This window comes from Coprococcus sp. AF16-5 (assembly GCF_003479365.1).
Taxonomy (GTDB): domain Bacteria; phylum Bacillota; class Clostridia; order Lachnospirales; family Lachnospiraceae; genus Coprococcus; species Coprococcus aceti.
In genome coordinates this window covers 1,019,427-1,045,108 of the sequence record NZ_QUGZ01000001.1, presented here as the reverse complement: position 1 = coordinate 1,045,108, position 25,682 = coordinate 1,019,427, and the positions used below count along the sequence as shown (strand labels likewise).

Annotated in this window: 28 protein-coding genes, 2 pseudogenes and 1 riboswitch; of the genes and pseudogenes, 29 read left to right on the top strand and 1 reads right to left on the bottom strand. The window is 42.6% G+C overall.

Going from position 1 to position 25,682, the window contains the following annotated elements; genetic code table 11:
• Positions 1–3: 3 nt before the first annotated feature.
• From purF to DWW70_RS04510, 21 genes and pseudogenes are all read left to right on the top strand, one after another.
• The gene (gene purF / locus DWW70_RS04620; RefSeq protein ID WP_015533265.1) at positions 4–1,479 is read left to right on the top strand and encodes an amidophosphoribosyltransferase; all 1,476 of its coding nucleotides are present in this window, start codon (positions 4–6) and stop codon (positions 1,477–1,479) included.
• 249 nt (positions 1,480–1,728) lie between these two features.
• On the top strand, positions 1,729–3,183 hold the full coding sequence (gene purB / locus DWW70_RS04610; RefSeq protein WP_015533264.1) for an adenylosuccinate lyase: 1,455 nt from the start codon (positions 1,729–1,731) through the stop codon (positions 3,181–3,183).
• A 334-nt stretch (positions 3,184–3,517) separates the two neighbouring features.
• Positions 3,518–4,009, top strand: coding sequence for a hypothetical protein (locus DWW70_RS04605; RefSeq protein ID WP_117548577.1), 492 nt, complete (start codon positions 3,518–3,520; stop codon positions 4,007–4,009).
• 108 nt (positions 4,010–4,117) lie between these two features.
• The gene (locus DWW70_RS04600; RefSeq protein ID WP_015533263.1) at positions 4,118–4,378 is read left to right on the top strand and encodes a DUF4160 domain-containing protein; all 261 of its coding nucleotides are present in this window, start codon (positions 4,118–4,120) and stop codon (positions 4,376–4,378) included.
• 33 nt (positions 4,379–4,411) lie between these two features.
• On the top strand, positions 4,412–4,687 hold the full coding sequence (locus DWW70_RS04595) for a DUF2442 domain-containing protein (protein ID WP_022059619.1): 276 nt from the start codon (positions 4,412–4,414) through the stop codon (positions 4,685–4,687).
• Between the two features lie 202 nt (positions 4,688–4,889).
• On the top strand, positions 4,890–5,165 hold the full coding sequence (locus DWW70_RS04590) for a YhdT family protein (protein ID WP_004849642.1): 276 nt from the start codon (positions 4,890–4,892) through the stop codon (positions 5,163–5,165).
• Positions 5,155–6,642, top strand: a complete 1,488-nt coding sequence (gene panF / locus DWW70_RS04585) for a sodium/pantothenate symporter (protein WP_118649308.1) — start codon at positions 5,155–5,157, stop codon at positions 6,640–6,642. Before DWW70_RS04590 ends, panF begins: the two co-directional genes overlap by 11 nt.
• 53 nt (positions 6,643–6,695) lie before the next feature.
• The gene (locus DWW70_RS04580; RefSeq protein ID WP_015533260.1) at positions 6,696–7,142 is read left to right on the top strand and encodes a PaaI family thioesterase; all 447 of its coding nucleotides are present in this window, start codon (positions 6,696–6,698) and stop codon (positions 7,140–7,142) included.
• A gap of 19 nt (positions 7,143–7,161) precedes the next feature.
• Positions 7,162–7,818 (top strand): DNA/RNA nuclease SfsA, encoded by a 657-nt coding sequence (sfsA, locus tag DWW70_RS04575; protein ID WP_118649307.1) that lies wholly within the window; start codon positions 7,162–7,164, stop codon positions 7,816–7,818.
• 564 nt (positions 7,819–8,382) lie between these two features.
• Positions 8,383–8,841 (top strand): annotated as a pseudogene (locus tag DWW70_RS04570) (GyrI-like domain-containing protein); the annotation flags it as partial.
• A 24-nt stretch (positions 8,842–8,865) separates the two neighbouring features.
• Positions 8,866–9,342 (top strand): GNAT family N-acetyltransferase, encoded by a 477-nt coding sequence (locus DWW70_RS04565; RefSeq protein WP_118649306.1) that lies wholly within the window; start codon positions 8,866–8,868, stop codon positions 9,340–9,342.
• Positions 9,343–9,684: 342 nt separating this feature from the next.
• The gene (locus tag DWW70_RS04555) at positions 9,685–10,290 is read left to right on the top strand and encodes a helix-turn-helix domain-containing protein (RefSeq protein ID WP_055143865.1); all 606 of its coding nucleotides are present in this window, start codon (positions 9,685–9,687) and stop codon (positions 10,288–10,290) included.
• 15 nt (positions 10,291–10,305) lie between these two features.
• Entirely contained in the window at positions 10,306–10,674 is a 369-nt protein-coding gene (locus tag DWW70_RS04550; protein WP_118649305.1) for an ACT domain-containing protein, read from the top strand.
• A 52-nt stretch (positions 10,675–10,726) separates the two neighbouring features.
• Positions 10,727–11,218, top strand: a complete 492-nt coding sequence (locus tag DWW70_RS04545; RefSeq protein WP_118649304.1) for an SMI1/KNR4 family protein — start codon at positions 10,727–10,729, stop codon at positions 11,216–11,218.
• Between the two features lie 88 nt (positions 11,219–11,306).
• A pseudogene (locus DWW70_RS15565) lies at positions 11,307–12,181 on the top strand (PDDEXK nuclease domain-containing protein).
• Between the two features lie 25 nt (positions 12,182–12,206).
• On the top strand, positions 12,207–13,046 hold the full coding sequence (locus DWW70_RS04535; protein WP_243017661.1) for a DUF1835 domain-containing protein: 840 nt from the start codon (positions 12,207–12,209) through the stop codon (positions 13,044–13,046).
• A 94-nt stretch (positions 13,047–13,140) separates the two neighbouring features.
• A complete protein-coding gene (locus tag DWW70_RS04530; protein WP_118649302.1) occupies positions 13,141–13,440 on the top strand; it encodes a type II toxin-antitoxin system RelB/DinJ family antitoxin in 300 nt (99 codons plus the stop codon).
• A 3-nt stretch (positions 13,441–13,443) separates the two neighbouring features.
• Positions 13,444–13,791 carry a type II toxin-antitoxin system RelE/ParE family toxin gene (locus tag DWW70_RS04525; protein WP_243017659.1) on the top strand — a complete coding sequence of 116 codons (348 nt, stop codon included), beginning with the start codon at positions 13,444–13,446 and terminating at the stop codon, positions 13,789–13,791.
• A gap of 176 nt (positions 13,792–13,967) precedes the next feature.
• Positions 13,968–15,344, top strand: a complete 1,377-nt coding sequence (locus tag DWW70_RS04520; protein WP_118649301.1) for a sodium-dependent transporter — start codon at positions 13,968–13,970, stop codon at positions 15,342–15,344.
• A 4-nt stretch (positions 15,345–15,348) separates the two neighbouring features.
• A riboswitch (Fluoride riboswitch) is annotated at positions 15,349–15,433 on the top strand.
• Between the two features lie 86 nt (positions 15,434–15,519).
• Positions 15,520–16,719, top strand: coding sequence for a cation:proton antiporter (locus DWW70_RS04515; RefSeq protein ID WP_118649300.1), 1,200 nt, complete (start codon positions 15,520–15,522; stop codon positions 16,717–16,719).
• 1 nt (position 16,720) lies between these two features.
• Complete coding sequence (locus DWW70_RS04510) at positions 16,721–17,386, top strand: HAD family hydrolase (protein WP_044997802.1); 666 nt, start codon at positions 16,721–16,723, stop codon at positions 17,384–17,386.
• A 71-nt stretch (positions 17,387–17,457) separates the two neighbouring features.
• Here the strand turns inward: DWW70_RS04510 and DWW70_RS04505 are convergent, their stop codons facing one another.
• Complete coding sequence (locus DWW70_RS04505) at positions 17,458–18,336, bottom strand: LysR family transcriptional regulator (protein ID WP_022059630.1); 879 nt, start codon at positions 18,334–18,336, stop codon at positions 17,458–17,460.
• Positions 18,337–18,744: 408 nt separating this feature from the next.
• Here DWW70_RS04505 and DWW70_RS04500 point away from each other — a divergent pair, with 408 nt between their 5' ends.
• From DWW70_RS04500 to DWW70_RS04465, 8 genes are all read left to right on the top strand, one after another.
• Positions 18,745–20,028: an adenylosuccinate synthase gene (locus tag DWW70_RS04500; protein ID WP_004849677.1), complete on the top strand. Its 1,284-nt coding sequence runs from the start codon at positions 18,745–18,747 to the stop codon at positions 20,026–20,028.
• Between the two features lie 137 nt (positions 20,029–20,165).
• A complete protein-coding gene (locus DWW70_RS04495) occupies positions 20,166–21,506 on the top strand; it encodes an MATE family efflux transporter (RefSeq protein ID WP_118649299.1) in 1,341 nt (446 codons plus the stop codon).
• Between the two features lie 564 nt (positions 21,507–22,070).
• On the top strand, positions 22,071–22,901 hold the full coding sequence (locus tag DWW70_RS04490; protein ID WP_118649298.1) for a hypothetical protein: 831 nt from the start codon (positions 22,071–22,073) through the stop codon (positions 22,899–22,901).
• Between the two features lie 94 nt (positions 22,902–22,995).
• Complete coding sequence (locus DWW70_RS04485) at positions 22,996–23,820, top strand: hypothetical protein (RefSeq protein ID WP_118649297.1); 825 nt, start codon at positions 22,996–22,998, stop codon at positions 23,818–23,820.
• 32 nt (positions 23,821–23,852) lie between these two features.
• A complete protein-coding gene (locus DWW70_RS04480) occupies positions 23,853–24,170 on the top strand; it encodes a hypothetical protein (RefSeq protein ID WP_118649296.1) in 318 nt (105 codons plus the stop codon).
• Positions 24,171–24,205: 35 nt separating this feature from the next.
• Complete coding sequence (locus DWW70_RS14970; protein ID WP_173795154.1) at positions 24,206–24,562, top strand: hypothetical protein; 357 nt, start codon at positions 24,206–24,208, stop codon at positions 24,560–24,562.
• An 8-nt stretch (positions 24,563–24,570) separates the two neighbouring features.
• On the top strand, positions 24,571–24,900 hold the full coding sequence (locus tag DWW70_RS04470) for a hypothetical protein (protein WP_117875550.1): 330 nt from the start codon (positions 24,571–24,573) through the stop codon (positions 24,898–24,900).
• Between the two features lie 256 nt (positions 24,901–25,156).
• A complete protein-coding gene (locus tag DWW70_RS04465; RefSeq protein ID WP_118649295.1) occupies positions 25,157–25,666 on the top strand; it encodes a cellulose binding domain-containing protein in 510 nt (169 codons plus the stop codon).
• The last annotated feature ends 16 nt before the right edge of the window (positions 25,667–25,682 follow it).

Genomic DNA, 25,682 nt, shown 5'->3' with positions numbered 1-25,682 from the left:
TTTATGAACGAATGTTTAAGATCCCATTATTATGACGAGGACGAGATGCACGAGGAGTGCGGAGTCTTCGGTATCTATGATTTCGATGGAAATGATGTGGCGAACACGATCTACTATGGTCTGTTTGCATTGCAGCACCGTGGGCAGGAGAGTTGTGGTATAGCGGTGTCAGACACAGCCGGTCCTAAGGGCAAGGTCAGCTCCTTAAAGGGCATGGGCCTTGTGAATGAGGTGTACACACCTGATTCACTGAGCAAGCTAAAGGGAAATATCGGTGTGGGTCATGTGAGATATTCAACAGCCGGTGCCAGCACTATAGAGAATGCACAGCCACTGGTTCTCAATTATGTAAAGGGAACTCTGGGACTTGCACACAACGGCAATCTGGTAAATGCTCCTGAGCTTAGACGTGAGCTGGAACTCACAGGCGCTATATTCCAGACTACAATTGATTCTGAGGTAATAGCTTACCATATAGCCAGGGAGAGAGTTAAGTGTGGTTCCGTTGAGGAGGCTGTCACTAGAGCTCTCAAGAAAGTAAGGGGATCATATTCACTTGTCATCATGAGTCCTAGAAAGCTTATCGGAGCCAGAGATCCATTTGGTTTCAGACCGCTTTGTATAGGAAAGCGTGATAACGCATACATACTGGCATCTGAGAGCTGTGCGCTCGATACAATAGGTGCCGAATTTGTCAGGGATGTGGAGCCTGGAGAGGTTGTAACCATATCACCTGAGTACGGAATCCAGTCGTACAAGAACATGTGCCAGGAGCAGCATGCAAGATGTATATTTGAGTATATATACTTTGCGAGACTTGATTCAGTCATAGATGGAATGTCTGTGTACGATTCGCGTATCACAGCCGGAAGATGCCTTGCAAAGGACAGCCCGGTTGACGCTGATGTGGTAGTTGGCGTTCCTGAATCGGGAAATGCAGCGGCCATGGGTTACTCACTTGAATCGGGTATTCCATATGGAACGGCTTTTGTCAAGAATGGATATGTGGGAAGAACATTCATAAAGCCACAGCAGAGCCAGAGAGAGTCCAGCGTGCGTGTCAAGCTGAACGTCCTTAAGGAGGCTGTAAATGGCAAGCGTGTCATAATGATAGATGACTCTATAGTTCGTGGAACTACGAGTGACAGAATAGTTGGCATGCTCAGGGAGGCGGGAGCGACTGAGGTCCATGTAAGGATCAGTTCACCTCCATTTCTGTATCCATGCTACTTTGGAACTGACATTCCGGACAGAGAGCAGCTCATAGCATACAACAGGTCTGTAGATGATATATGCAAGATCATAGGTGCCGACTCTCTGGCGTACCTGAAGATGGAGAGACTTCCGGAGCTCTCAGGCGGAAGACAGTACTGCCATGGATGCTTCAGCGGCCAATATCCTATGAAACCGCCTACAGAGGACATCAGAGGCGACCACGAAGACTTCAAGAGAGGCTCGGAGTCTCACATTATATCATGAGGAGGGGCCCGCGTAAGCGGGAGGAGTCCTGGTGATAGCGCACGAAAGTGCGCACTTGTCGGAAGACGAAAATTGTGAAAATTCGGAATCATATCAGCGGAAAAAGCGGATATTGATTCCGAATTTCTGGTTTATGCAAAAAAAGCATGGAAATAATCTGAAACCCATGTATAATAGTTGTGTGATAAGATATAAAAGCATTTGTCAGCCGGCAGATGCGGGAGACTACAGGAAGAAAGAGGTAAAGACATGAGTAAGGACAAGTACGAAAGCCCACTGTGTGAAAGATACGCTAGTAAGGAAATGCAGTATATTTTCTCACCTGATATGAAGTTTAAGACATGGAGAAAGCTGTGGATAGCTCTTGCTGAGACAGAGAAGGAGCTTGGTCTCAAGGACGAGAACGGCAATCCAAGAATCACAGATGAGCAGATCGAGGAGCTCAAGGCTCACGCTGATGACATCAACTATGATGTTGCCAGAGAGAGAGAAAAGCTGGTTCGTCACGACGTAATGAGCCACGTATATGCATACGGTGTTCAGTGCCCTAAGGCAGCAGGAATAATCCACCTTGGAGCAACAAGCTGCTATGTAGGCGATAACACAGACGTTATCGTTATGACAGAGGCATTAAAGCTTGTCAGAAAGAAACTCATCAATGTTATAAATGAGCTGGCAAAGTTCGCAGATCAGTACAAGGATCTCCCAACTCTTGCATTTACACATTTCCAGCCTGCACAGCCAACGACAGTCGGCAAGCGTGCAACACTCTGGATGCAGGAGCTGCTCCTTGACCTCTCTGATATAGAGTACATGATCAGCCAGCAGAAGCTTCTCGGATCAAAGGGAACAACTGGAACACAGGCAAGTTTTCTTGAGCTCTTCGGAGGAGATCACGAGACAGTGAGAAAGATAGATGGCAAGATCGCTGAGAAGATGGGATTTGCTGAGTGCTATCCTGTATCAGGCCAGACATATTCAAGAAAGGTCGACTCAAGAGTTCTTAATGTGCTCTCAGGCATCGCACAGAGTGCACACAAGTTCTCAAATGATATCAGACTTCTCCAGCACTTAAAGCAGATAGAGGAGCCATTTGAGAAGAACCAGATCGGTTCATCAGCTATGGCATACAAGAGAAATCCAATGAGAAGTGAGAGAATCGCATCACTTGCCAATTATGTAATGTGTGACGCGCTCAATCCTGCTATCACAGCCGCAACACAGTGGTTTGAGAGAACACTGGATGACTCAGCAAATAAGCGTATCTCAGTTCCAGAGGCATTCCTTGCAGTTGACGGAATCCTTGATCTGTACCTGAATGTTGTAGATGGTCTTGTGGTATATGACAAGGTTATCTACCAGTGCTTCATGAAGGAGATTCCATTCATGGCAACAGAGAATATCATGATGGATGCTGTTAAGCGTGGCGGCAACCGTCAGGAGCTTCATGAGAAGATCAGAGAGTACTCAATGCTTGCAGGCGAGCAGGTCAAGAAGTACGGAAGAGAGAATGACCTCGTTGACCGTATCGCAGCAGACCCTGACTTTGGTATGACAAAGGAGGAGATCGTATCTATCCTTGAGCCAAAGAACTTCGTAGGTCGTGCTCCTGAGCAGACAAGAGAGTTCCTTGCAGAGGTCATTCAGCCTATCCTCGATGAGAACAAGGATATCCTCGGTGTTACTGCGGAGATCAATGTATAAAGATCTGAATTAAAATGTATATAGAGTAAATAAGACGCTGGCGCATTTGCAGTGTTGATATGTCTGTTCTGTCATGGACATATCAACAAGCTTATGTGCCGGCGCTTTTTATATATTGAATGGGTGTCATTTTGCGGCGGAATGCGGATTACATGGACTGACAGACAGCTCAATTCTACGCATAAAAATTCTTGTCGTAATTTCATTAGATTTGCATTTGCTAAGGTACGAATAGGTACATTCTAAGGTTTACATTTGGAAATAGATGTGTTAGTATGGTTAGCGAAAACTAACCTAAAAATTAATACAAAAGAGTGTTAAGGGGGCAAAAGAGATGTTGGTGACAATAGTTGCGGCGGTAATTGTCATGGTGGCCTATTTCCTTCTTCTGTACGGAATGGTCGCATTTGTACAGGATAAGAGATTTATGAGCACAGCACCGAAGGAGAATCTGGCGGTGATTCCTGACAGAAAAGAGAGATTTCGCGGAGCTCATGCGGTTGGATGGTGTATAGAAGTAGTTGCACTTCTGCTGTTTATAGGAGCTATCGTGCTTAGCGTGTGGGATGGCGTACGGCATGATTTCGGCTACTGGAAGTTCTTCGCGCGATTCATAGTGATAATGTATGTGATGGAGATCTATGATATAGGTTTCTTTGACTGGGTGCTGCTCTGTCATTCAAACTTCTTCCCGCGTTATTATCCGGAGGTCAAGGGAGTTGTGGGACCTCATATGTTCGGATACAATATGAAGATGCATGTTATGCACTTTATTATATATATTCCTATCTGCGCTGTGGTCGCCGGGGTGTGTATGCTGTTTTAGAAAAGACTAAATCTACTTAGGTTATCTTTTGATATAGTCATGATAGTTATTGAACAGCCTTGGAATGATATAGTATAATATTATCAATAATAATTGGAGGTTGATAGTATGCCAGAAATATCACTGTTTTATGGAATCAGAATAACTATGTATTATGATGATCATAATCCGCCACATTTTCATGCAGAATATAACGGAAATAAAGCTATAATAGATATAAATGAAGCACGGGTTATAAAAGGTGCATTGCCTTCAAGGCAGTTAAAGCTCATACTTGCATGGTGCGTAATTCATCAAGATGAGTTAATGCAGAATTGGGAATTATCGAAGGATGGTTTGCCATTAAACAGAATAAATCCATTGATTTAAAAGTTATGTATTATACAGAGAGGGGGAATTGGCATGATATATGATATAGTACAGGTAGTTCCATTTGAAGATTATACAGTATATGTGTATTTTGAGGATGGCAAAATTGTATGTTATGATGCAAAACCACTACTGGATAAGAAAGTGTTTGAACCGCTTAGAGACAAAGATTTCTTTTTGAATTCATGTACAATTTTGAATGGAACTTTGGCATGGGATGTGACAGGAACGAGGGATACATCAAAATGTCTGGATATTGATCCGGATACGTTATATGAATTGGAAAATGTTAAAGAGAAAATAGCGTAACATAAATCGGTATACAGTAAACTATAAATAGCTGGTGTATGGACGAAACGTCTGTGCGCCAGTTTTTTTGTGCAGACAATAATACAGAGTTTGTATATGCACAGGATTTGGGTGGCTGTCGGGGCAACTATGAAAAAACTGATCAGCGTGATATAATGAGCATTGTTCGATGTATTTATGAAATATAAGGGGATATATTATTATGATGAAACTGACAAAGGAAGAACAGCACAGGCAGTGTATAAAAGAGATCAAAGCGACGTTGCTTGTGGTATTTATATGTTTTTTATGGCATGTGCTAACCGCGTTCCTGCTAAATGGCACCGGGTGGACGGTGTTCCATATGCCGGCGTGGTTTGTGGTCTCGGTGCTTGGAACAGTGGTGCTTGCGGTAATCGGTGTATTCTGGCTGCTTAAGTTTGTGTTTGTAGATTTCCAATATGAAGAGGATGAGAGTGAGGGTGAAAATGAACAGTAATCAGATATTGATCTTATCGGTTTTTCTCGGATATCTGTTATTCAATGTTGTGGTGAGCTTTGTCTACAGCAGAAGGGCGGAGAAAAGTCTGCACACAACGTCCGAGAAGAAGTATTTCATAGGCGGAAGAAATATGAACGGAATCGTCCTAGCCATGACGATCATGGCGACATACACTTCCGCAAGTTCATTTATATCAGGGCCGGGTGCAGCGGGTCTTACATATGGATATGCACAGGCGTGGATAGCTGCTATCCAGGTCCCGGTCACATTTCTGGTGCTCGGTGTGCTTGGAAATAAGCTTGCGATAGTGTCCAGACGAACGGGCGCTGTGACAGTGGTGGGATACTTCAAGGCGAGATACAAGAGCGATGCGCTGGTGGTCATCACGAGCCTTGGACTTATAGTTTTCTTCATAGCACAGATGATAAGCCAGTTTACGGGAGGGGCCACACTTATAGCATCCATAACGGGAATGGATCATGTGAGTTCACTTTTGATATTTGGCACAGTCGTGATATTGTACACAGCTATTGGCGGATTCAGTGCGGTTGTCATAACTGACACGATTCAGGGAATAGTAATGTGTATCGGAACATTCCTGTTTATATTCTTTGTCTTAAGGAGCGGGGGCGGTCTTGCCGCGATAGATGCCGGTCTTCAGACAAATCTGCCGGAGGTGTACGATGACATTTTCTCGAAATACACGCCAGGAGGACTGCTCAGCTATTGGGTGCTTGTGGGATTTGGAACGCTGGGACTTCCCCAGACTGCTGTGCGCGCCATGGGATTTAAGGATACGAAGAGCATGCACAGAGCGATGTGGATCGGAGTTCTCACATGCAGCTTTGTGATCGTGGGAATGCATCTTGCAGGAACATGGGCTGGCGCACTTGTCGATACTGACAATCTTCCAACTTCGGATTATTTTATACCATATATAGTACAGAAGATCATGCCGCCTGGAATAGCAGCGATATTCCTCGCAGCGCCGATGGCAGCAGTCATGTCGACAGCAGATTCGCTCCTCATACTTGCCACAGCAGCTATAGTGAAGGATCTGTGGAAGAATTACGTGGTGGGTGATGATCCGGTGAAAAATGAGAAATACGACAAGAATGTCAAGCTGGTGAGCACGATACTTACGATGTTGCTCGGCGTGGTGGTGATGGTTCTCACGATCAATCCGCCGGATATAATTTTCATGCTCAACATGTTTGCATTTGGCGGACTTGAATGCACATTCTTTTGGCCTCTTGTGGGAGGTCTGTTCTGGAAGAAGGGAACTAAGCAGGCGGCGGTGTGCAGCAGCGTAGGTGCGATCGCGACATATATATTTGCAACGTATTTTATCAAGATCGCTGGGATAAATGCGGTCGTGTGGGGACTGATGGTAGGTGCGGTGCTGTACTTTGGAATTGGATTTGTAACGGGAAGAAAAGGACTTGATCCGGATATTCTGGACAAGTGCTTTTGATATGTGCGCAGGATGTATGAACATGAAAATAGAGTTGAAAGGTAAAACTAAGCATGAATGAGATAAACGACAACAAAAAAGCTATGTCCGAGGATGTGAAACAGGCGCTGATAAGGTTTAACAAGGACAACATCTATGTCCAGAACCTGAAGATAGAGTTGGTCGATATGAGCCTTGGATATGTGAAGGGCAAGATGATGGTCACAGAGGATGTCCTTAATCCATATGGTTCTGTGCATGGTGGATGCCTGTACTCACTTGCGGATATAGTGAGCGGGATCGCAGCATGTACCTACGGAAAGTTTTCTTCAACTATAGATGGAACTATGACATATATAGCTCCGGCTATGAACACGGAGTATCTCATCTGTGAGGGAATCGAGATCCGCCAGGGCAAGAAGGTGTCACTGTACGAGGCAAATATTTACGATGACAAGGGACAGCTTGTTGACAAGGCAAGGTTCTCATTCTACATGATGAACCGTTCTGTTGTGGAATAGATGGGAGATGTAAGGCAAGGTGAAATATACAAATGTTATCTCAGGCAAGTTCGTAGACAGACCAAACAGGTTCACAGCCCATGTGGAGATAGACGGAGTTACAGAGACCGTGCACGTAAAGAACACGGGGAGGCTTATCAGTTTGCTGATACCGGGGAACACGGTCAGCCTTGAGAAGTCTGCAAATCCAAACCGCAAGACGAAATACGATCTCATAGCGGTGGAAGATCCAAAGCTTGGCTGGGTGAATGTGGACAGTCAGGTGCCGAATAAGGTGGTTTTGGAATGGCTTAAAACTAAGGATTATGACTTTATAAAGCCGGAGTATGTATACGGGGATTCAAGGATTGATTTCTATATGGAAAAGGATGGCACGAAGTATCTCATGGAGGTCAAGGGCTGCACTCAGGAGATCGGTGGTATAGGATATTTCCCGGATGCACCCACCGACAGGGGAGTCAGGCATTTGCGGGAGCTGATGAAGGCGGTCTCCGAGGAATATAAATGTTATGTGGCATTTGTCATTCCGATGACGGGGATAACTGAGGTCAGGCCAAATGCGGAAATACACAGGGAGTTCGCGGAGACTTTCTATGAGGCGAAGGCGGTTGGCGTGGAGGTGTTAAATCTCACGTGCCGGGTTACACGGGATGAGCTTGAGATAGTGGATAAGTGAGATAGGTGAAAATTATAAGGGTAAATGATAAGCAAATATACGTTTGACATGCAAGCGGCTAAATGCTAGTATAATATCAAAAGGTGCTACCGATAGACGGTTAGCCTTGATATATGAATGGTATAAAATAACCGCTCACAGTTTACCAGGCTGGGCGGTTATTTTTTTGTCTTATTCTTGCTCCTAGAGCCAACGGCATAACCAAGATTAAAGCAAGTAAGACATAAGCTGATGATGGCTATAAAAAGATCCGTTGTAAGCATAAGCAAAAACCTCCGTGATAGATTTCCATAAATGGATTTTCTATGTAAACACAGGCTACAAACTCCTGTGGTGAAGGTTAACCGCCTACCGAATAGGGTAGCACCAAATATATTATAACAAACATATGTTCGATACACAATACTGAATATACATGAGAATGAAAAATGGGCTCGGCAAACACCTGTTACGATAAGTAACAGCATTGTCATAGTGCGTATATGGACTATCAAGGGTTATGATAATAAGCTTGAAAAAAACAGGAGTAATATGGTGATATTGCTAAGATTGAGGAGATAAGTTATGGCGTTTGATTTTAAGAAAGAATATAAAGAGTTTTATTTGCCGAAAAATAAGCCACAGATCGTAACGATTCCAAAGGCGAATTACATAGCGGTAAGGGGCAAGGGCGACCCGAATGAAGAGGGCGGAGAATATAAAGCTGCGATTGGCGTTTTATATGCTGTTGCGTACACTCTCAAGATGAGTTATAAGACTGATTACAAAATAGAGGGATTTTTTGAATATGTAGTCCCACCGCTTGAAGGCTTTTGGTGGCAGGATAATGTGGAAGGTGTGGATTATACAGATAAATCTGCATTTAACTGGATTTCTGTTATTCGTCTTCCTGATTTTATAACAAAGAAGAATTTTGATTGGGCGGTGGAGACCGCATCAAAGAAGAAAAAGATTGATTGTACTTGTGCAGAATTTCTGAGTATTGATGAAGGCTTGTGTGTGCAGATCATGCATATAGGAGCATAGGTGATTGTTATTGGAGGCTTTATGGATTACACAATAAGAAGATTAAAACAGGAAGAAACCGGGATATTAGATACATTTTTATATGAGGCAATATTTATTCCGGAGGGCGTGGAGGCACCTCCAAGGGACATTATCAATCAGCCGGAATTGCAAGTGTACGTTGACGACTTTGGAAACAGAGCGGGGGATATGGCATTTGTCGCAGAGGTAAATGATAAAGTTGTTGGAGCGGTGTGGGTTCGTATTATGGATGACTATGGGCATGTTGATGACGATACACCGTCTTTTGCAATCTCACTGCTCAAAGAATACAGGAATTACGGCATTGGAACGGAGCTGATGAAAAGGATGCTGGCGGAGCTGAAAAACTGTGGATATAAGAGCGGTTCACTGTCTGTGCAAAAGCAGAACTATGCAGTCGGAATGTATAGAAAAGTCGGATTCCAGATAGTGGACGAGAATGATGAGGAATATATAATGATTTGCAGGCTGTCGTAGATGGTAAGTGATTTAGAAGATATAAGTGGTTTTGGTGAGAAATATGCGACAAAAATAGATGAAATTATTTCATGACATAATTGTCAGGTGGAAAAAACGCCATTTAGAAGTAAAGAAAATATTAGCGCTGGATTTGTTGTGGTGCCATTGCTTATGACAGTGGTATGTTCAATTGCGTTGATAATAAATGCAAGGGGATATGTATGGAACATTCAGAGCAAATAGCTTATTTTGCCTAGTCTACGAAGCGTAGAACCCGCATAGATTCACCATATTCTACGCCTCGTGGGTGTGATTTGCAATAAAAAGGGGAGATAATTGAGCCAGAAAGGAGGGAAACATATGGACCAGATTAAAATTGGACGATTCATCGCTGATGAGAGAAAGAGAAAGGGATATACTCAAAAACAGCTTTCTGAAAAACTTGGAATCAGCGATAAAACAATTTCAAAATGGGAACGAGGAAATGGTTTTCCGGAAGTTTCATTACTGTTGCCGTTATGTGATGAATTAGAGATAACAGTGAATGAATTACTATCTGGCGAAAGAGTATCTGAAGAGGATTATCGAAAGAAAGCGGAGGTTAATATGGTGAATTTAGTTAGAGAGGCACAGGAAAGCAAAAAGAAAATTATTTTGTCTGCAATGGTCGCGACACTTACGATAGTTGCGGCATTTCCATTGTTTTTATTGTCAGGAATTCTGGAGATGGAGAATTGGTTGAGGGTTCTGCTTATCGCAATAGGGTTAGTAGTGGTATGTGGCGGAATAGTGATTGCGTGTATTCTTGATAGAGAGGCAGGAGCATTTGAATGCCCTGATTGTAACACAAGGTTTGTTCCGGATATGAAGTCATATGTAATGGGAGCACATACATTAACAAAGCGTAAATTAGTTTGTCCTCATTGTGGTGCACATAGATATTGCAAAAAGGTGCTTACAAAATAGATTTAAGGAGAGGTCATGGAGATAAAAAAGATTGATGAAGAATTTTCAGTGTGTCAGGTGGAAGCTTATACATATGCGAATCTCGATTCTGAGTATTGTTTTCTAGGAAAAACTGATGAGGAAAAGTCTCTGGTATGCCCGGTGAGTGAAGTGCCGGCAAATGTTATAAAGCGTGATGATGGCTGGAGAGCCTTCCGCATTCAGGGCGTATTGGACTTTTCTTTGATCGGGATTCTGGCAAAAATCGCATCTGTTCTGGCGGATAACGGAATTTCGATATTTGCAGTATCCACATATAATACGGATTATGTTATGGTGAAGAAGGAGAATTTTCAAGATGCACTTGAAGTTCTGGCGGCAGCAGGGTATGAAATTGTGGATTGAGAGTTGATAAACCGAAACTTAAAACCGGGATGAGAATCAGGGAGATACTATTATGAATATTCCTCACAATAGTTTAATGGAGAAAATCAAAGAACTTGTGCGCTTATGCGAACAGATTGCATCTGATTATGGTGACGATGCTTCATGGTTCAAACAACCTGCATCAGATGAAATGATTTCTAATTGGGAAAATAAACACAATGTTTTTATTCCTGAAACATATAAAGAATGGTTAAGTTTCACGAATGAAGCACAAATTAGAAACTCATTGGCACATTTTTATGGGCCGGACAAGTTTGTTATGAACTCTGGAGACTTACCAGAAGACTTGATTGTAATTGCAGATTTAATAGGTGATGGTGAACAATTATGTTTTTCAAAAATAACAAGGAATTTTGTTTGGGTTGACCATGGTGAGTTAGAAATAATAGATGATTTTGGTGCTGTTTTAAGTGAAATAATTAGAATGCTTAAGCCCAAAAGCTGCTTATCTCCTAAAATGGAAGAATTATTAATAAATATGGTTAAAAAAAATAATTGCTAGGATAAAAAGAAATGTATATGGATTATGATTTATTACAAAAAATATACAATATCAAGTCATTTGTAGGATATACAGATGAGGAGATGTATTGTTACAAGCAAGGAAGAATGCTAAAACGGCAGTTAATCTCACTATGGTATATGCCTATTATGAAATTGGCAGAATAATCGTAGAGGAAGAACAGCGCGGAGAACGGAGAGCAGCATATGGACAGCAACTCTTGAAGGGATTATCTGATTATTTAACACAGAATTTTGGAAAAGGATTTTCTGTTGGAAATTTAAAAAATATTCGTCAATTTTATAAGGTTTATTCTGCGGATCAAATTGGCGAAACAGTGTTTAGCCAATTCAAGGATCTTCCATCGATTAACACGGGAAGAAAATTTTACTTGGTACTGATAAAGATAAGATTCAGAGACTATCTGTGGAGGGACAGATAATAGAGAAATCTTCTGATTTGGTTAAAGATCCTTATGTTTTAGAATTTCTGGGGCTGGAGGATAAAAGTGAGTATTCAGAGAATGAACTGGAAACGAGGTTGATCAATAATCTGCAGTCATTTCTTCTAGAGTTGGGCACCGGATATACTTTTGTAGCCAGACAGAAAAGATTTACTTTTAATGAAGAACATTTCAGGGTAGATTTAGTGTTTTATAATAGAATGTTACGATGCTTTGTTCTTTTTGATTTAAAGATAGGTTCGCTGAAACACCAAGATTTAGGACAGATGCAGATGTATGTGAATTACTATGATCGTTATGAAAAGCAGGAGGATGAAAATCCTACTATAGGAGTTCTACTTTGCCAAGACAAGGACGATTCTATGGTGGAATTGACTCTTCCAAAGGATTCAAATATATTTGCGTCGAAGTATCAGCTTTATTTACCAGATAAAAAGCTACTACAGGATAAACTGGGCGAATGGGTAAAAGAATGTGATGCAGATAAATGCACAAAATAGAAACGAGATTCAAAAGGAGCAGATTATGGTAGAGATACTATTTGGAGAAAGTTCGGCAGGCTCCATGAAAGCGGCAAAATGCGAGGATGAGGAATATAAGAATGGCCAGTCACTGTGGATACAGGGTTCTTCTGACGAGGTGATCTGTCTTGGTTTCATGCTGGATATGGGCTACATAGGTGAGGCAGTTGACAGTCAGTACCGCAAGGACTTTATCTACTCAATGTATGCCCAGAACCAGTGGGAGCAGGACGATGAATATGATAATGAACTTAAGGGACTTGGCGATGTGTATGCTGGGGAGCTTGCAAGGCTTATAAGATTTCTTGAAAATGGCGAGCCGGTAAGAATATGGTACAGCGACGCTCCGTATTCAAGGTGTGGATTTTACCATGTATGCAGCATACTGAAGGACTATCCAAATGAAGTGTCTGTTGTCACTCAGCCAGAGCATGTTGTGAAGAAAAATGTCATAGTGACATATCATAGCTGGAGCGAAGTGGCAGCGGAGGAATTTGCCGGATTTCTCGGAAATGAGAGGAAACTCACATCAAATGAGATAAGAATGTATGCGGAGATGTGGGGCGAGCTTGTACTTGAAAATGCTTCGCTTAGGGCTGTGGTAAATGGAACAGTGCTCAGTGTGTCAGAGGATTTCTATGATTTTATCATTTGGAACGGGCTGACGGACAAGCCGGTTAAGGAGTGCAGGTTGATCGGTGACATTCTGGGACAGGTTCCGATCGGAGTCGGTGACTGGTGGTATGCGGCGAGGATAGAACATTTCATAAGGCAGGGCAGGATAAAGGTTGTTGAGGATTCGGAGAATAAGTATGCACGTTTGATAAAAAGGTGTGAAATATAAAACCAACACATAAAAATTTTGCTATGTTAAAAAGACTAATGTATTGCAATTAGAAATACATTGTAGTACACTCAAGCTGAGAGGTGGTGTTATTATGGCAACTAAAACAGCTAACGTTACAGCTAGAATACAACCGGATATTAAGGAATCTGCGGAGGCGATTTTAGAAAAATTAGGAATTCCAGTATCTGTATTTATTGATATGACCTATAGACAGGTCATTTCTGCCAATGGTATCCCTTTTGAATTGAAGGTTTCAAGAGAAATTGAAACAAGAGATACTATGACTGATACAAGGTTTGATACATTGATGCAAAAAGGACTTGAACAAGCGAGGACAGATGATTCAAGACCAGCTAAAGATGTTTTTGCTGATTTGAGAAAGAGAGTATAACATTTGGTAAATACTTATGAGGTTAAGATTACGCAACAAGCACAGGAACAGATGGAAGAGATAGTTGATTATGTTTCTCGTGAATTGTTTGCGCCAGAGGCTGCAAAAAGTCTTTTGAACAAATTAGAAAATACAATAATGTCATTATCTGTATTCCCGGAGAAACACAAATTGACTGATGAGGAACCATGGAGATCAGATGGTATACGAAAAGTAAGTGTTAGTAATTTCTTGGTGTACTATTGGATAAATAAAGTAGAGAGTAGAGTATATGTTACAGCCGTGATATATGATAGAAGAGATCAGTTAGAACAATTAAAGACCATGAAGATACAGTTTGGAGATCCATAATCCTTTTTTAAATCAGGTTATGGATTTCTTTTCTTGTGACAATAGTGTTGGTCGGATGATGTTCAAATATATAGTGGCTTTTCCTCTCGGGGCATGTTAGAATCACATGTATATGCAAATAAATGTGGAAGGAAAGATTACGGGGATTAGTTCCAGGTAAACTATGGTGAAAGTATATGGAAGATATGAAGAATGGTAAGAGAAGTTCATTTTCGGGCAAGCTGGGGTACGTGCTGGCGGCGGCAGGTGCATCGGTGGGACTTGGAAATATATGGAGATTCCCTTATCTTGCGGCAAAGTACGGCGGAGGGATTTTTCTCATAATATACATCGTGCTTGCACTTACATTTGGTTATACTATGATAGTTGCGGAGACTGCGATCGGACGAATGACGAGAAAGAGTCCGGTTGGGGCATTCAAATCATTTGGAAAGAAGAAATGGCTGTCGTTTGGCGGCTGGATAAATGCCGTTATACCTGTGCTTATAGTGCCGTACTATTCGGTTATCGGCGGCTGGGTTATCAAATATCTGGTGGAGTATTTCAGAGGAAATGCAAAGCTGCTGGCTGAGGATGGATATTTCACCGATTTCATATCGAATGGTGTGTCAACGGAGCTGTGTTTTGTGGCATTCTGCGCATTTACACTTATCATTATATTTGCCGGTGTGCAGAACGGAATAGAGAGGGTATCCAAGATCATGATGCCTATACTGATCGTTTTGTCTGTCATCATTGCGGTATATTCCGTGACAAGACCGGGCGCACTTGCGGGGGTAAAATACTTCCTTGTGCCAAATGTGAAGAACTTCTCGTGGATGACAGTGGTTTCTGCCATGGGGCAGATGTTCTACTCGCTTTCCATTGCCATGGGAATACTCATAACATTTGGCTCTTATATGAAGAAGGATACGGCGATAGAGGATTCGACCAGAAATGTAGAGATATTTGACACTGGTATAGCGATCATGGCGGGACTTATGATAATCCCGGCGGTATTTGCATTCTCTGGGGGAGATCCGGATACCCTTCAGGCCGGACCATCACTGATGTTTATCACTATTCCAAAAGTATTCCAGAACATGGGATTTGGAACTGTCATAGGTATTGTGTTTTTTGTTCTTGTGCTGTTCGCAGCGGTTACAAGTTCGATAGCACTTACGGAGAGTGCAGTGTCAACATTTGAGGATGAGCTTGGATGGGGAAGAAAGAAGGCAACGGTGCTTGTGGGAGTTATTATGCTTGCGCTTGGAAGTCTGTCATCCCTGGGATATGGCCCGTTGGCAGGAATCAAGATCATAGGCATGCAGTTCCTTGACCTGTTCGACTTCCTCACCAATTCGGTGATGATGCCTATAGCGGCACTCATCACAAGCCTGCTTGTGTCAAGGGTAGTTGGAATAGATAAGATAGAGGAGGAGATAATTCACGGCGAGAGTGCCTTCAGGAGAAAGAAGGTATTTGTAGTCATGATCAAATATCTCTGTCCTGTATTTGCCATCATTATCCTGCTCAGCTCTGTTGCAAATGCACTTGGCTGGATAAAGATGTAGAATTATTATAAAAGGGAATGAGGTTCTCCCTTGGAAAACCTGAATGGGCAACCTAAACTGCTAATATAGCTGATGACTTCTACGATTATTTTTGTCGCAGAAAGCATCAGCTTTTTTATGCCTAACACTTTTCAATCACTGATGCGTCTGCTAAATTAAGGAGGTATTATTTATCATGTTGACATCACTTGCACTCATTTTCATAGTCGGACTGGCGATGGGCGCCATCTGTCAGAGGCTTAAGTTGCCGCGCATCATAGGAATGCTGGCAACGGGAGTCGTTCTTGGTCCGTATGTGCTGGATCTCTTTGATCCGTCTATATTGTCCATATCTGCGGATCTCAGAAAGATAGCGCTTATCATCATACTTATCAAGGCAGGACTGTCCCTTGACCTTAAGGATCTGAAGAAGGCAGGACGCTCGGCTGTGCTGCTCTCATTTGTCCCGGCGTCATTTGAGATCATCGGATACATACTGTGCGCACCAGTTATACTTGGAATAAACCGCATTGAGGCAGCGGTCATGGGAGCCGTGCTTGGGGCGGTATCACCGGCGGTCGTTGTTCCGAGAATGGTGAATCTCATAGAGAAAAAGTACGGAACTGACAAGGCGATTCCGCAGATGATACTTGCGGGAGCATCCTGCGACGATATATTTGTCATAGTGCTTTTTACCACATTTCTCAGCATGGCGCAGGGCGGAAGTGCTCATGTCATGGATTTCGTGAATATTCCAATATCCATCGTGCTTGGAGTACTGCTTGGCGTGGCCGTTGGATATGGACTTTATCTGTTCTTTGAGACTTCCTATGCAAGGAAACACTGCGTGAGAAACAGCATGAAGGTCATCATCGTGCTGGGATTTTCGTTCCTGCTTATAGCGATAGAGGGCTGGCTTGAGGGAAAGGTGTCGGTGTCGGGACTTCTTGCGGTGGTGGCTATGGCATGTGTCCTGAAACTCAAATGCCTAGAGTCGGTGTCGGGAAGACTCTCACAGAAGTTTGGAAAGCTGTGGCTTGCGGCGGAGGTCATATTATTCGTGCTTGTGGGTGCGGCTGTGGATATCAGATACACCCTGGCAGCAGGACTTCCGGCACTACTTATGATATTTGTCGCACTGGCATTTAGAACGGTTGGTGTTCTGATCTGCGTGGCACATACATCACTTACATGGAAGGAAAGGCTGTTCTGTGTCATCGCGTATCTTCCAAAGGCTACAGTTCAAGCAGCCATCGGATCAGTTCCGCTTGCGGCAGGGCTGGCATGTGGTAATATAGTATTGTCGGTTGCCGTGTTGGCGATCGTGGTGACTGCGCCGCTTGGAGCGATAGGAATAGACGGAACGTACAAGCATTTGCTTAGTGAGGATGAATAAGATGAATAATAAGATAAAGAACATTATATTTGACATGAACGGCACAATGATATTTGACGGAAAGTATCATGAGATAGCATGGAAGGATTATGCGGAGAAACTTGCTGGCAGACAGATGAGCACGGAGGAGTTTCAGCATCATGTGCTGGGGCACACGAACAAGGATATTCTGGAATACCTCATGGGAAAGGGTACGCTAACCGAGGAGAGGATACTTGAACTTACCGAGGAGAAAGAGGCTATGTACAGAGAGATGTACATGGAAGATACTGCAAACTTCAAGCTGGTGGACGGCCTAGTGGCATACCTTGATAAACTTAAGGGACAGGGGATAAATATGAACATAGCCACAGGGTCAAATATGACAAATCTCGCATTCTATTTTAAAGAGTTTGATCTCGGAAGGTGGTTTGACATAACGCTGTGCGCATACGATGACGGAACCATGAATGCTAAGCCGGCTCCTGATATGTACATCCGTGCCATGGAGCGTATCGGAGCAGTGCCGGAAGAAACCATGGTCATAGAGGATGGCCCGTCGGGAATCCGGGCAGCGGCGGCAGCCGGAGCCGGATATATAGTGGGAATCTACGGTGACTCATCAAGAGAACTGCTTGAAGAGACAGGGCTGTGTGATGAACTGATTCCGGATTATAGAAATATGTGATAAGAATAGGGCGTGTTCAAATGGACGAACATGCTCTATTTTGCTATGATATATGGGTGTGGGGATGATTTCTACAACAACTCCATAAGTTTATTTGCAGCAACGCTCATACCACGGCGCCTGTCACTGATGATACACATGTGACGCTTTGGTATGGGCTTTTTAAATTGCAGGCGGAACAGGTCGCCGCGGTCTATATAGCTCTGGGCGAAGTCTGCCATGATGGAGCCGATGCCGAGATTTCTCATGACGAACTGGGCAATCATATCGCTGGTAGAAAGCTCGAATTCGGGCTGCAGAGTCACGCCCTCATGGCTCAGAAATGTGTCGACATATGCGCGTGTGCTTGTGTCATGCTCCAGACAAATGATCGGAAGCTCGTCAAGCTCGTGGTAATCCAGAGTTTTGCCCTGAAGATATGAAAACCTTGGTCCGGCGATGAAGATGTCCTCGATCTCCCTTGCCTGCCTGATCTCCATGTGAGGATCTGCAGGAAGAGGACTGGTGACGATACCGAAGTCTATGTTGCCTGATAGCAGATGATTTATCGTGCTGGGAGTCGGAGCATTTGTGACATGAACCTTGATCCCCGGATATAGCTGGTGGAAATGCTCCAGATATGGCAGGAGATAGAACTGCAGTGTCATATCGCTTGCACCTATCCTTATCTCACCGGTCTCCATGTGGAGGAGCTGTGAGAGCTGCTGTTCACCCAGGGAGATGGATTCGTATCCCGCTGCAACGTGGGAGTAGAGGAGTTCTCCGGCATTTGTCAGTGAGACGCCCTTCTTGGTTCGGATGAACAGTTCTATGCCGATCGCCTGTTCCAGAGCTTTGATCGCCTGACTTACGGCTGGCTGGGATATACACAGTTCCCTGGCAGCGGCGGATATGCTGGATGCTTTGGCAACATGGTAGAAGATTTTGTAATATTCGAAATTTATGTTCATTTATAATTTCCTCCAGATTCAATAGAGATCGTTTAATATGTGTGTGTCAACAATATGTTTTATTGCAAAATAATTCAGAACTTTTTACCGTTCTATAATGGTACGATTGAAATAATTTTGCTTAAAAAATTATGCATATATAATATAAGTAAAATGGTGTTTGAGGTGGACAAAATCCATTATATTTACAGTTTATGTTGGTTTCCGCAAAATGTAAAGATAAATATAAGATACACTTATAATAAATATAAATAATATTGATTTTACTTATGACATTATAGTGTTATAATGAGAAGGTATTGTGAGTGATCTGCTTATAAATATTATGTATAGGCAGAAACATTTGAACAGCCACAATACGGATATCAGAAAATATTTCAAAATGCTGCGAAAGCGAGGAAAAGTATTATGGTAAGAGCGGTTGTAGGAGCCAATTGGGGCGACGAAGGAAAAGGTAAGATCACAGACATGTTAGGCCAGGAGTCAGACATAATCGTAAGATTCCAGGGTGGTGCCAACGCAGGTCACACAATTGTCAATGACTATGGTAAATTTGCTTTACATACACTTCCATCAGGAGTGTTCTACAGTCACACAACAAGTATCATTGGAAATGGTGTTGCACTTAACATCCCTCTTCTTTTCAAGGAGATAAAGTCCATCACAGACAGAAATGTACCAATGCCTAAGATCCTTGTATCTGACAGAGCACAGATGGTTATGCCATACCACATTCTCTTCGACGAATACGAGGAGGAGAGACTTGCAGGTAAGTCATTCGGATCAACAAAGTCAGGAATCGCTCCATTCTATTCAGATAAATATGCAAAGATCGGTTTCCAGGTAAGCGAGCTCTTTGATGAGGAAGCACTGAAGGAGAAGATCGAGAGAGTTATAGTACAGAAGAACGTTCTTCTTGAGAACCTGTATCACAAGCCACTCTTAAAGGTTGATGATATATTCAACACACTCATGGAGTATAAAGAGATGGTTGCTCCTTATGTATGTGACGTATCAGCATACCTCTATGAGGCGATCAAGGAGGGCAAGAACATCCTTCTTGAGGGTCAGCTTGGTTCACTGAAGGATCCGGATCACGGAATCTATCCTATGGTTACATCATCTTCAACTCTGGCAGCTTACGGTGCCATCGGTGCAGGTATACCTCCATACGAGATCAAGCAGATCATCACTGTATGTAAGGCATACTCAAGCGCAGTAGGAGCAGGCGAGTTTGTAAGTGAGATATTTGGCGACGAGGCAGATGAGCTCAGACGCCGCGGCGGTGATGGCGGTGAGTTTGGTGCAACAACAGGAAGACCTAGAAGAATGGGTTGGTTCGACTGTGTGGCATCAAAGTATGGCTGCCGTATCCAGGGAACAACAGACGTTGCATTTACAGTACTTGATGTACTTGGATATCTCGATGAGATCCCGGTATGTGTAGGCTATGATATCGACGGTGAGGTTACAACAGACTTCCCAACAACATCAAAGCTCAAGAAAGCAAAGCCTGTATATGAGACACTTCCAGGCTGGAAGACAGATATCAGAGGAATTAAGAAGTACGAGGATCTTCCAGAGAACTGCAGAAAGTACATTGAGTTCGTTGAAGAGCATATCGGATTCCCAATCACCATGATCTCAAACGGTCCGGGAAGAAACGATATCATCTACAGAAACGCAAAGTAATTTGACCTGATTCACAGGGAAATCAAATAATAGAAAAAAACAGGGACACTTTCCAGTAAGAGATTATTAGGGAGTGTTCCTTTTGTTGTTGTAAATAAGGACAAGTGGATTAATATTCAGTTTGGAGGAATAACATAATGTCAAAAGATGAGTATTTGATCACAGATGCACCGCTTAAAGCGCTGACTGTTTTTGCAATGCCTATGATCTTGGGCAGCTTTTTTCAACAAGTGTATAATATGGCTGATTCAATAATAGTTGGCCAGTATGTCGGATCATCTGCACTTGCGGCTGTTGGCGCATGTGCCGCCCTTACAAATGTATTCATTTGTGTGGCACTCGGTGCCGGCATAGGTGCGGGCGTGCTTGTGAGCCGCTATTTTGGAGCCAGGGATTATAGTAAAATGAAAACAATAGTATCAACATCGCTGATAAGTTTTATGATCCTAAGCATACTTTTGGGTGTATTTGGTCTTATCTTTTCACGTTCGATGATGACGCTGCTTCAGACACCTGCTGACATACTGGATGAAGCGGTGCTGTATCTTCGTGTTTATTTTGCCGGATTTCCATTTTTGTTTATGTATAATATTCTTTCAACAATGTTCAATTCAATCGGTGAATCAAAGATACCGTTGGGCCTTTTGATATTTTCTTCTGTCTTGAATATTGTTATGGATCTTTGGATGGTGGCAGGCCTCGGCCTGGGCGTTTTCGGTGCAGCTCTTGCAACTCTTATTGCCCAGGGAATATCCGCAGTGTTTTCACTGCTGATTTTTCTTTGGCGGATGCGTCAATATAAAGGCCGTTTTGATTGGTTTGACAGGCACGAGTTACATTTCATGCTTAGAATTGCCGTACCATCGGTTCTTCAGCAGTCCACAGTGTCGATTGGTATGATGATCGTTCAGGCAGTTGTAAATCCATTCGGTACACAGGCACTTGCAGGTTACTCAGCAACGATGAGGGTAGAGAATGTTTTTTCACTGATATTTGTATCCATTGGAAATGCAGTTTCACCGTATGTTTCTCAGAATCTTGGCGCAAAGAAAATCAAACGTATCAAAAAAGGATATCGGGCTGCGTTGGTGTTGGATGTGTGCTTTGCGATCATCGCATTTATAGTCATTGAAACACTGCATACTCAGATTTCATCTTTATTCCTTGGCAAAGATGGAACCGCTTTGGCATATCAGGTGTCTGGGGGCTATATGAGATGGATTGGCTACTTTTTCATCTTCATGGGAATCAAGATGGCAACCGACGGGGTCCTTCGAGGACTTGGGATCATGCGCCCATTTCTCATTGCAAATATGGTCAACCTCGCGATTCGTCTGTCAGTTGCCCTGATTTGTGCGCCCCGTTTTGGTATCGAATTTGTCTGGCTTGCGGTGCCGGCGGGATGGCTTGCAAACTTCCTGATCTCTTATATGGCTCTCAGAAAGTCGTGGCCGGTTGATAAAACAATTGGCGAATGATCGGTTTGGTGCAAAGGAATGTCTGTTTTGCAATAGTACCGGCAATCATTGAGGAATACATCTTCCGGGTGTGATACTCGGAGCTTATCTGAAAGTGGAGATGATGGCGGCGGTTCTGATTAGCAGCCTACTACAAAGCATTGGATTTAAGATGGTATGGGTGATATAATCTGAAATGTAAATATTTTGCTTAACTATAGGGGTTGATGGAAATGCGATTGATTTATTATTCTTGGATATTGATTTGATTACGACCAGCGGCGTAGATATAGGACAGTATATTCGGCATAGACTGAATAATTACAGCATGGAGATTGTGTTTATGTGTCTTCTGAGAAGGATAATGCAGAGCCGGAATGAGCAGCAGATAACGCCGAGTGTGGTTCTGATAATTGTGCCGATTATCAGTATATGGTCAACTGCGTAAATCAGGGAGACATTTCCTTACCACCAAAGATGATTCGTATAATCATTGCATGGGTTTACAGAGTGTACAGGATGTTTTGAATCAAAATAATGGTGAGATAGGAGGTATCGTACATCTGTTGTGTGCGAGAAAGAGAAATGGGAACATTGGAAGTGGACAAGAGTCTTAAAGCGGCGTTTAAGGAAACGCTGGAGCCGCATGGGTTCAAGAAAGTAAAGGGGAGGTATCCGCACTTTGTGAGGATGGCAACGCCCGAGATTATTCAAGTCATCAACTATCGGCTGGAGCAGGCGCTGTCGCCACAGTTGGAGGAAAAACGGTTTGAAGTATACTGTGCGGTTGGCAGTATATACCGCCCGGAGATTAATCTGAACCGGTCTGTGTATGCCAGTATGGACTGGATAAATACAACACAGCTAGATATGTATTTTACGGCAAAGCGAAATGGAATACCGGTTTACGAGAATGAACAGCCGGGAGTTGACTATATCATCAAAAAGGGGGATGAAGCATCTCTTAGGGAACAGATTGCGTTTGCCATGACAGGCATAGAGCATTATATAATTCCGGCGTTTGACAAGGTGGTGGATTTAAAGACATGCGTGGATTATCTAGAGTTATATGATTCTATGTGCTTAACAGTATGGAACAGGTATCAGTTTGAAAATAGCGAGGAAGCTTTAATTTTACCAGCCAAATATCCTAATCAAGAAAGCTACAAGGAGAATGTGCTGAATAAGTATGAAGCAATAAAGGAAAGAGTGTTTCATGATATTGATGAAGGTAAAATGTTGAGAGCGGATGGAGAAATAAAAATGCTGCGCTGTAAAAAAAGAGCTGATGATACAATAGAGCGATACGAAAAATTTTTTACAGATGAAGAAACTAAAAAAGAACTTGTACGATTAAAGGCAGAGCGTGCAGAAAAAAATATAAATGCAATACGTGCGATGGGAATCGAAGTGTAAAAAACGAGGGTAAAAAAGAAGGTTGGCTCTGAACAGTTACATTAAATTTAACGAAAAGGAGGTATCGTACATCTGTTGTGTACGAGAAAGAGAAATGGGAACATTGGAAGTGGACAAGAGTCTTAAAGCGGCATTTAAGGAAACGCTGGAGCCGCATGGGTTCAAGAAAGTAAAGGGGAGGTATCCGCACTTTGTGAGGATGGCAACTCCCGAGATTATTCAAGTCATCAACTATCGGCTGGAGCAGGCTCTGTCGCCGCAGTTGGAGGAAAAACGGTTTGAAGTATACTGTGCGGTCGGCAGTATATACCGCCCGGAGATCAATCTGAACCGGTCTGTGTATGCCTGCATGGACTGGATACATACTACGATGCCTCATATGTACATGAAGGCAAAACGCAATGAAATAACGGTGTATGAGAATGAACAGCCGGGAGTTGACTATATCATCAAAAAGGGGGATGAAGCATCTCTTAGGGAACAGATTGCGTTTGCCATGACAGGCATAGAGCATTATATAATTCCGGCGTTTGACAAGGTGGTGGATTTAAAGACATGCGTGGATTATTTAGAGTTATATGATTTTAGTAATTTGTATATCAGCAGAAAAACTGAATGTAATGAGGATGTATTTATTTTGCCGGCAAAGTATCCGAATAAAGAATCCTATAGAGTGAAAGTGCAAAGTGATTATCAAGAGATAAAAATGGAATTAAAGCAAGACATTCTAGATAATAAAATTACGGAAGAAGAAGGAGAGCGGGAATTGACTTGGTATGAAAGGCGGTTTCGTGACAATATTGAAAGATATGGGAAACTTTTTGAAGATGAAGCAACCAAAAAAGAAGTTTCACAATTAAAGGCAGAGCGCGCAGAAAAAAATATAAATGCAATACGTGCGATGGGAATTGAAGTGTAAAAGACGGGGGGCAAAAAGAAGGGAGTAAGCATATGAAATTAAAACAAATGACAAGAAGAATTATTGCTGTAGTGCTGTCAATATCAATGTTATTGACAGTGTTACCGACAAACTGCAGTATAGTTTTCGCAGAAAGTGGAAATTCAGGAGAGACGATTCTTGCATCTTTGACAGATGAGATTTCAAGTATGGGCGAGGCATCAGCGGAAGCGTTTGCCGATTCGACCGCAGAAGCCAGCGTGCGGGCAGGGGATTGGAGAACGGCAATTTATGTAGACCGTTTGGCGTGGAATAAATTTCACATAGAGGTGCAGAAAGATATAGTTACAAAATATAAATCAAAGCCGTAAACGCAGGTAAGATAGTCACAATTCCGGCAGAGGACATGACGATAGGCAGCTGGTCGGGAACAGGGTATATGGTCATAGACCCTGAGACCGGAGCAGGGGCGTATATGATATCAGGCGGGCTGTGTGGGGGAAGCACGGCGGAAGCCATATATAGTATGTTTCTTGTCAGTCAACTATATTTTAGCGTAACATTAGAATCGCAAGTACAGGGAATAGTTTCAATGGCGGAAATACTCAGTTATGCAGTTTTGTTTGATGGCATGCTAGCAACGGCAGTTGCTTATGGTGGAATGAATCAAGCGATAATGAAATTAATGGGTTATAACTGGATTGATATGTTTAAGGATGGGTTTTTAGGAATTTTGGATGGATATTCAAAAATTGGTTCATAGGAGGGCTAATGAAACTTTTTGGGTTTGCATTTATTTTATGGATAATTGTATATGTCTATGGAATATATAAGCATGGAATAAAAGATGTAATACTTCAACATAAGGTATTTATTAATTGCTTATTACTAGTTGTGACTGTTATATTATTTGCATTCGGTTGTTATACAAATGTTATATACTCAAGCAAATGTAAAATAGGTGAACGAGTAGACGGGGTAATATCGTCGAGAGATTTTAGCCCAGGTTCAAGAAGTGCAGAATGGTATTATGAGTATGAAATAGATATTACAGATGAAGATACTCATGTGACAGCATATTCAAGTAAATATTATAAGTAAGGTGACATTGTAGCATGTTATGTAGCAATTTCCGATGTTCAAAAAGAACGTAAATCAATTATTGAGGTTAGTAATGAATGCAAAAAAGGAAATAGATTAATAACGGTTGCAGGTTATGTACTGATTTTTGAACTAGGAATTTGGTGTATTCAGAATAAATTTTAAAGGCAGTTAAAGTCAGGGTATAGTTTGTATTAAGCTGAGGAGAAAAAGTAAACAATAACCATAAACCACATTTCAAAGGGAGGAAGAAACAATGTTAAAGGGGAAAAATTTCTTATTGAAAAGAGTCATTTCGTGCGTCCTTGTATGCGCCATGATACTGGGGCTGATTCCGCAGTCCGTCTATGCGGCACCGTCTGAAGGCACAGACACTCAGAAGACTTATTCGTCAGACGGATTCACCATTACTTACAAGGAAGCAAGTGCATGGGACAATTATGTGAATGCGGAGATAACGCTTGCAAACGACACGGACAGTGCAAAGAGTCTGTGGGAGATTCAGTTTTCATATGACGGCGAGATAGACAGTATATGGAACGCTGATATAAAAAACCACGATGACGGCACGTATGTGCTTGAAGCAAAAACATACAACAGCACGATAGCTGCGGGGCAGTCCGTAACCCTTGGGTTTATGGCTCACGGAAGCAGTGCAAAACCTGCCATGCCGGAGAGCATAACATTTGCAGATGCTTCGGCTTCGGAGGATAAAAAGGACGAAGATACAGAAGGCGGGGATTCGGAGGGTACAGATACACCGTAGGTCATAATTCCGGGGC

Bases quoted from the DNA above. Each gene is read 5' to 3' on its own strand.
- purF (WP_015533265.1), top strand. From the start codon at position 4: ATGAACGAATGTTTAAGATCCCATTATTATGACGAGGACGAGATGCAC.
- purB (WP_015533264.1), top strand. From the start codon at position 1,729: ATGAGTAAGGACAAGTACGAAAGCCCACTGTGTGAAAGATACGCTAGT.
- DWW70_RS04605 (WP_117548577.1), top strand. From the start codon at position 3,518: ATGTTGGTGACAATAGTTGCGGCGGTAATTGTCATGGTGGCCTATTTC.
- DWW70_RS04600 (WP_015533263.1), top strand. From the start codon at position 4,118: ATGCCAGAAATATCACTGTTTTATGGAATCAGAATAACTATGTATTAT.
- DWW70_RS04595 (WP_022059619.1), top strand. From the start codon at position 4,412: ATGATATATGATATAGTACAGGTAGTTCCATTTGAAGATTATACAGTA.
- DWW70_RS04590 (WP_004849642.1), top strand. From the start codon at position 4,890: ATGATGAAACTGACAAAGGAAGAACAGCACAGGCAGTGTATAAAAGAG.
- panF (WP_118649308.1), top strand. From the start codon at position 5,155: ATGAACAGTAATCAGATATTGATCTTATCGGTTTTTCTCGGATATCTG.
- DWW70_RS04580 (WP_015533260.1), top strand. From the start codon at position 6,696: ATGAATGAGATAAACGACAACAAAAAAGCTATGTCCGAGGATGTGAAA.
- DWW70_RS04565 (WP_118649306.1), top strand. From the start codon at position 8,866: ATGGATTACACAATAAGAAGATTAAAACAGGAAGAAACCGGGATATTA.
- DWW70_RS04555 (WP_055143865.1), top strand. From the start codon at position 9,685: ATGGACCAGATTAAAATTGGACGATTCATCGCTGATGAGAGAAAGAGA.
- DWW70_RS04550 (WP_118649305.1), top strand. From the start codon at position 10,306: ATGGAGATAAAAAAGATTGATGAAGAATTTTCAGTGTGTCAGGTGGAA.
- DWW70_RS04545 (WP_118649304.1), top strand. From the start codon at position 10,727: ATGAATATTCCTCACAATAGTTTAATGGAGAAAATCAAAGAACTTGTG.
- DWW70_RS04535 (WP_243017661.1), top strand. From the start codon at position 12,207: ATGGTAGAGATACTATTTGGAGAAAGTTCGGCAGGCTCCATGAAAGCG.
- DWW70_RS04530 (WP_118649302.1), top strand. From the start codon at position 13,141: ATGGCAACTAAAACAGCTAACGTTACAGCTAGAATACAACCGGATATT.
- DWW70_RS04520 (WP_118649301.1), top strand. From the start codon at position 13,968: ATGGAAGATATGAAGAATGGTAAGAGAAGTTCATTTTCGGGCAAGCTG.
- DWW70_RS04515 (WP_118649300.1), top strand. From the start codon at position 15,520: ATGTTGACATCACTTGCACTCATTTTCATAGTCGGACTGGCGATGGGC.
- DWW70_RS04510 (WP_044997802.1), top strand. From the start codon at position 16,721: ATGAATAATAAGATAAAGAACATTATATTTGACATGAACGGCACAATG.
- DWW70_RS04505 (WP_022059630.1), bottom strand. From the start codon at position 18,336: ATGAACATAAATTTCGAATATTACAAAATCTTCTACCATGTTGCCAAA.
- DWW70_RS04500 (WP_004849677.1), top strand. From the start codon at position 18,745: ATGGTAAGAGCGGTTGTAGGAGCCAATTGGGGCGACGAAGGAAAAGGT.
- DWW70_RS04495 (WP_118649299.1), top strand. From the start codon at position 20,166: ATGTCAAAAGATGAGTATTTGATCACAGATGCACCGCTTAAAGCGCTG.
- DWW70_RS04490 (WP_118649298.1), top strand. From the start codon at position 22,071: ATGGGAACATTGGAAGTGGACAAGAGTCTTAAAGCGGCGTTTAAGGAA.
- DWW70_RS04485 (WP_118649297.1), top strand. From the start codon at position 22,996: ATGGGAACATTGGAAGTGGACAAGAGTCTTAAAGCGGCATTTAAGGAA.
- DWW70_RS04480 (WP_118649296.1), top strand. From the start codon at position 23,853: ATGAAATTAAAACAAATGACAAGAAGAATTATTGCTGTAGTGCTGTCA.
- DWW70_RS14970 (WP_173795154.1), top strand. From the start codon at position 24,206: ATGACGATAGGCAGCTGGTCGGGAACAGGGTATATGGTCATAGACCCT.
- DWW70_RS04470 (WP_117875550.1), top strand. From the start codon at position 24,571: ATGAAACTTTTTGGGTTTGCATTTATTTTATGGATAATTGTATATGTC.
- DWW70_RS04465 (WP_118649295.1), top strand. From the start codon at position 25,157: ATGTTAAAGGGGAAAAATTTCTTATTGAAAAGAGTCATTTCGTGCGTC.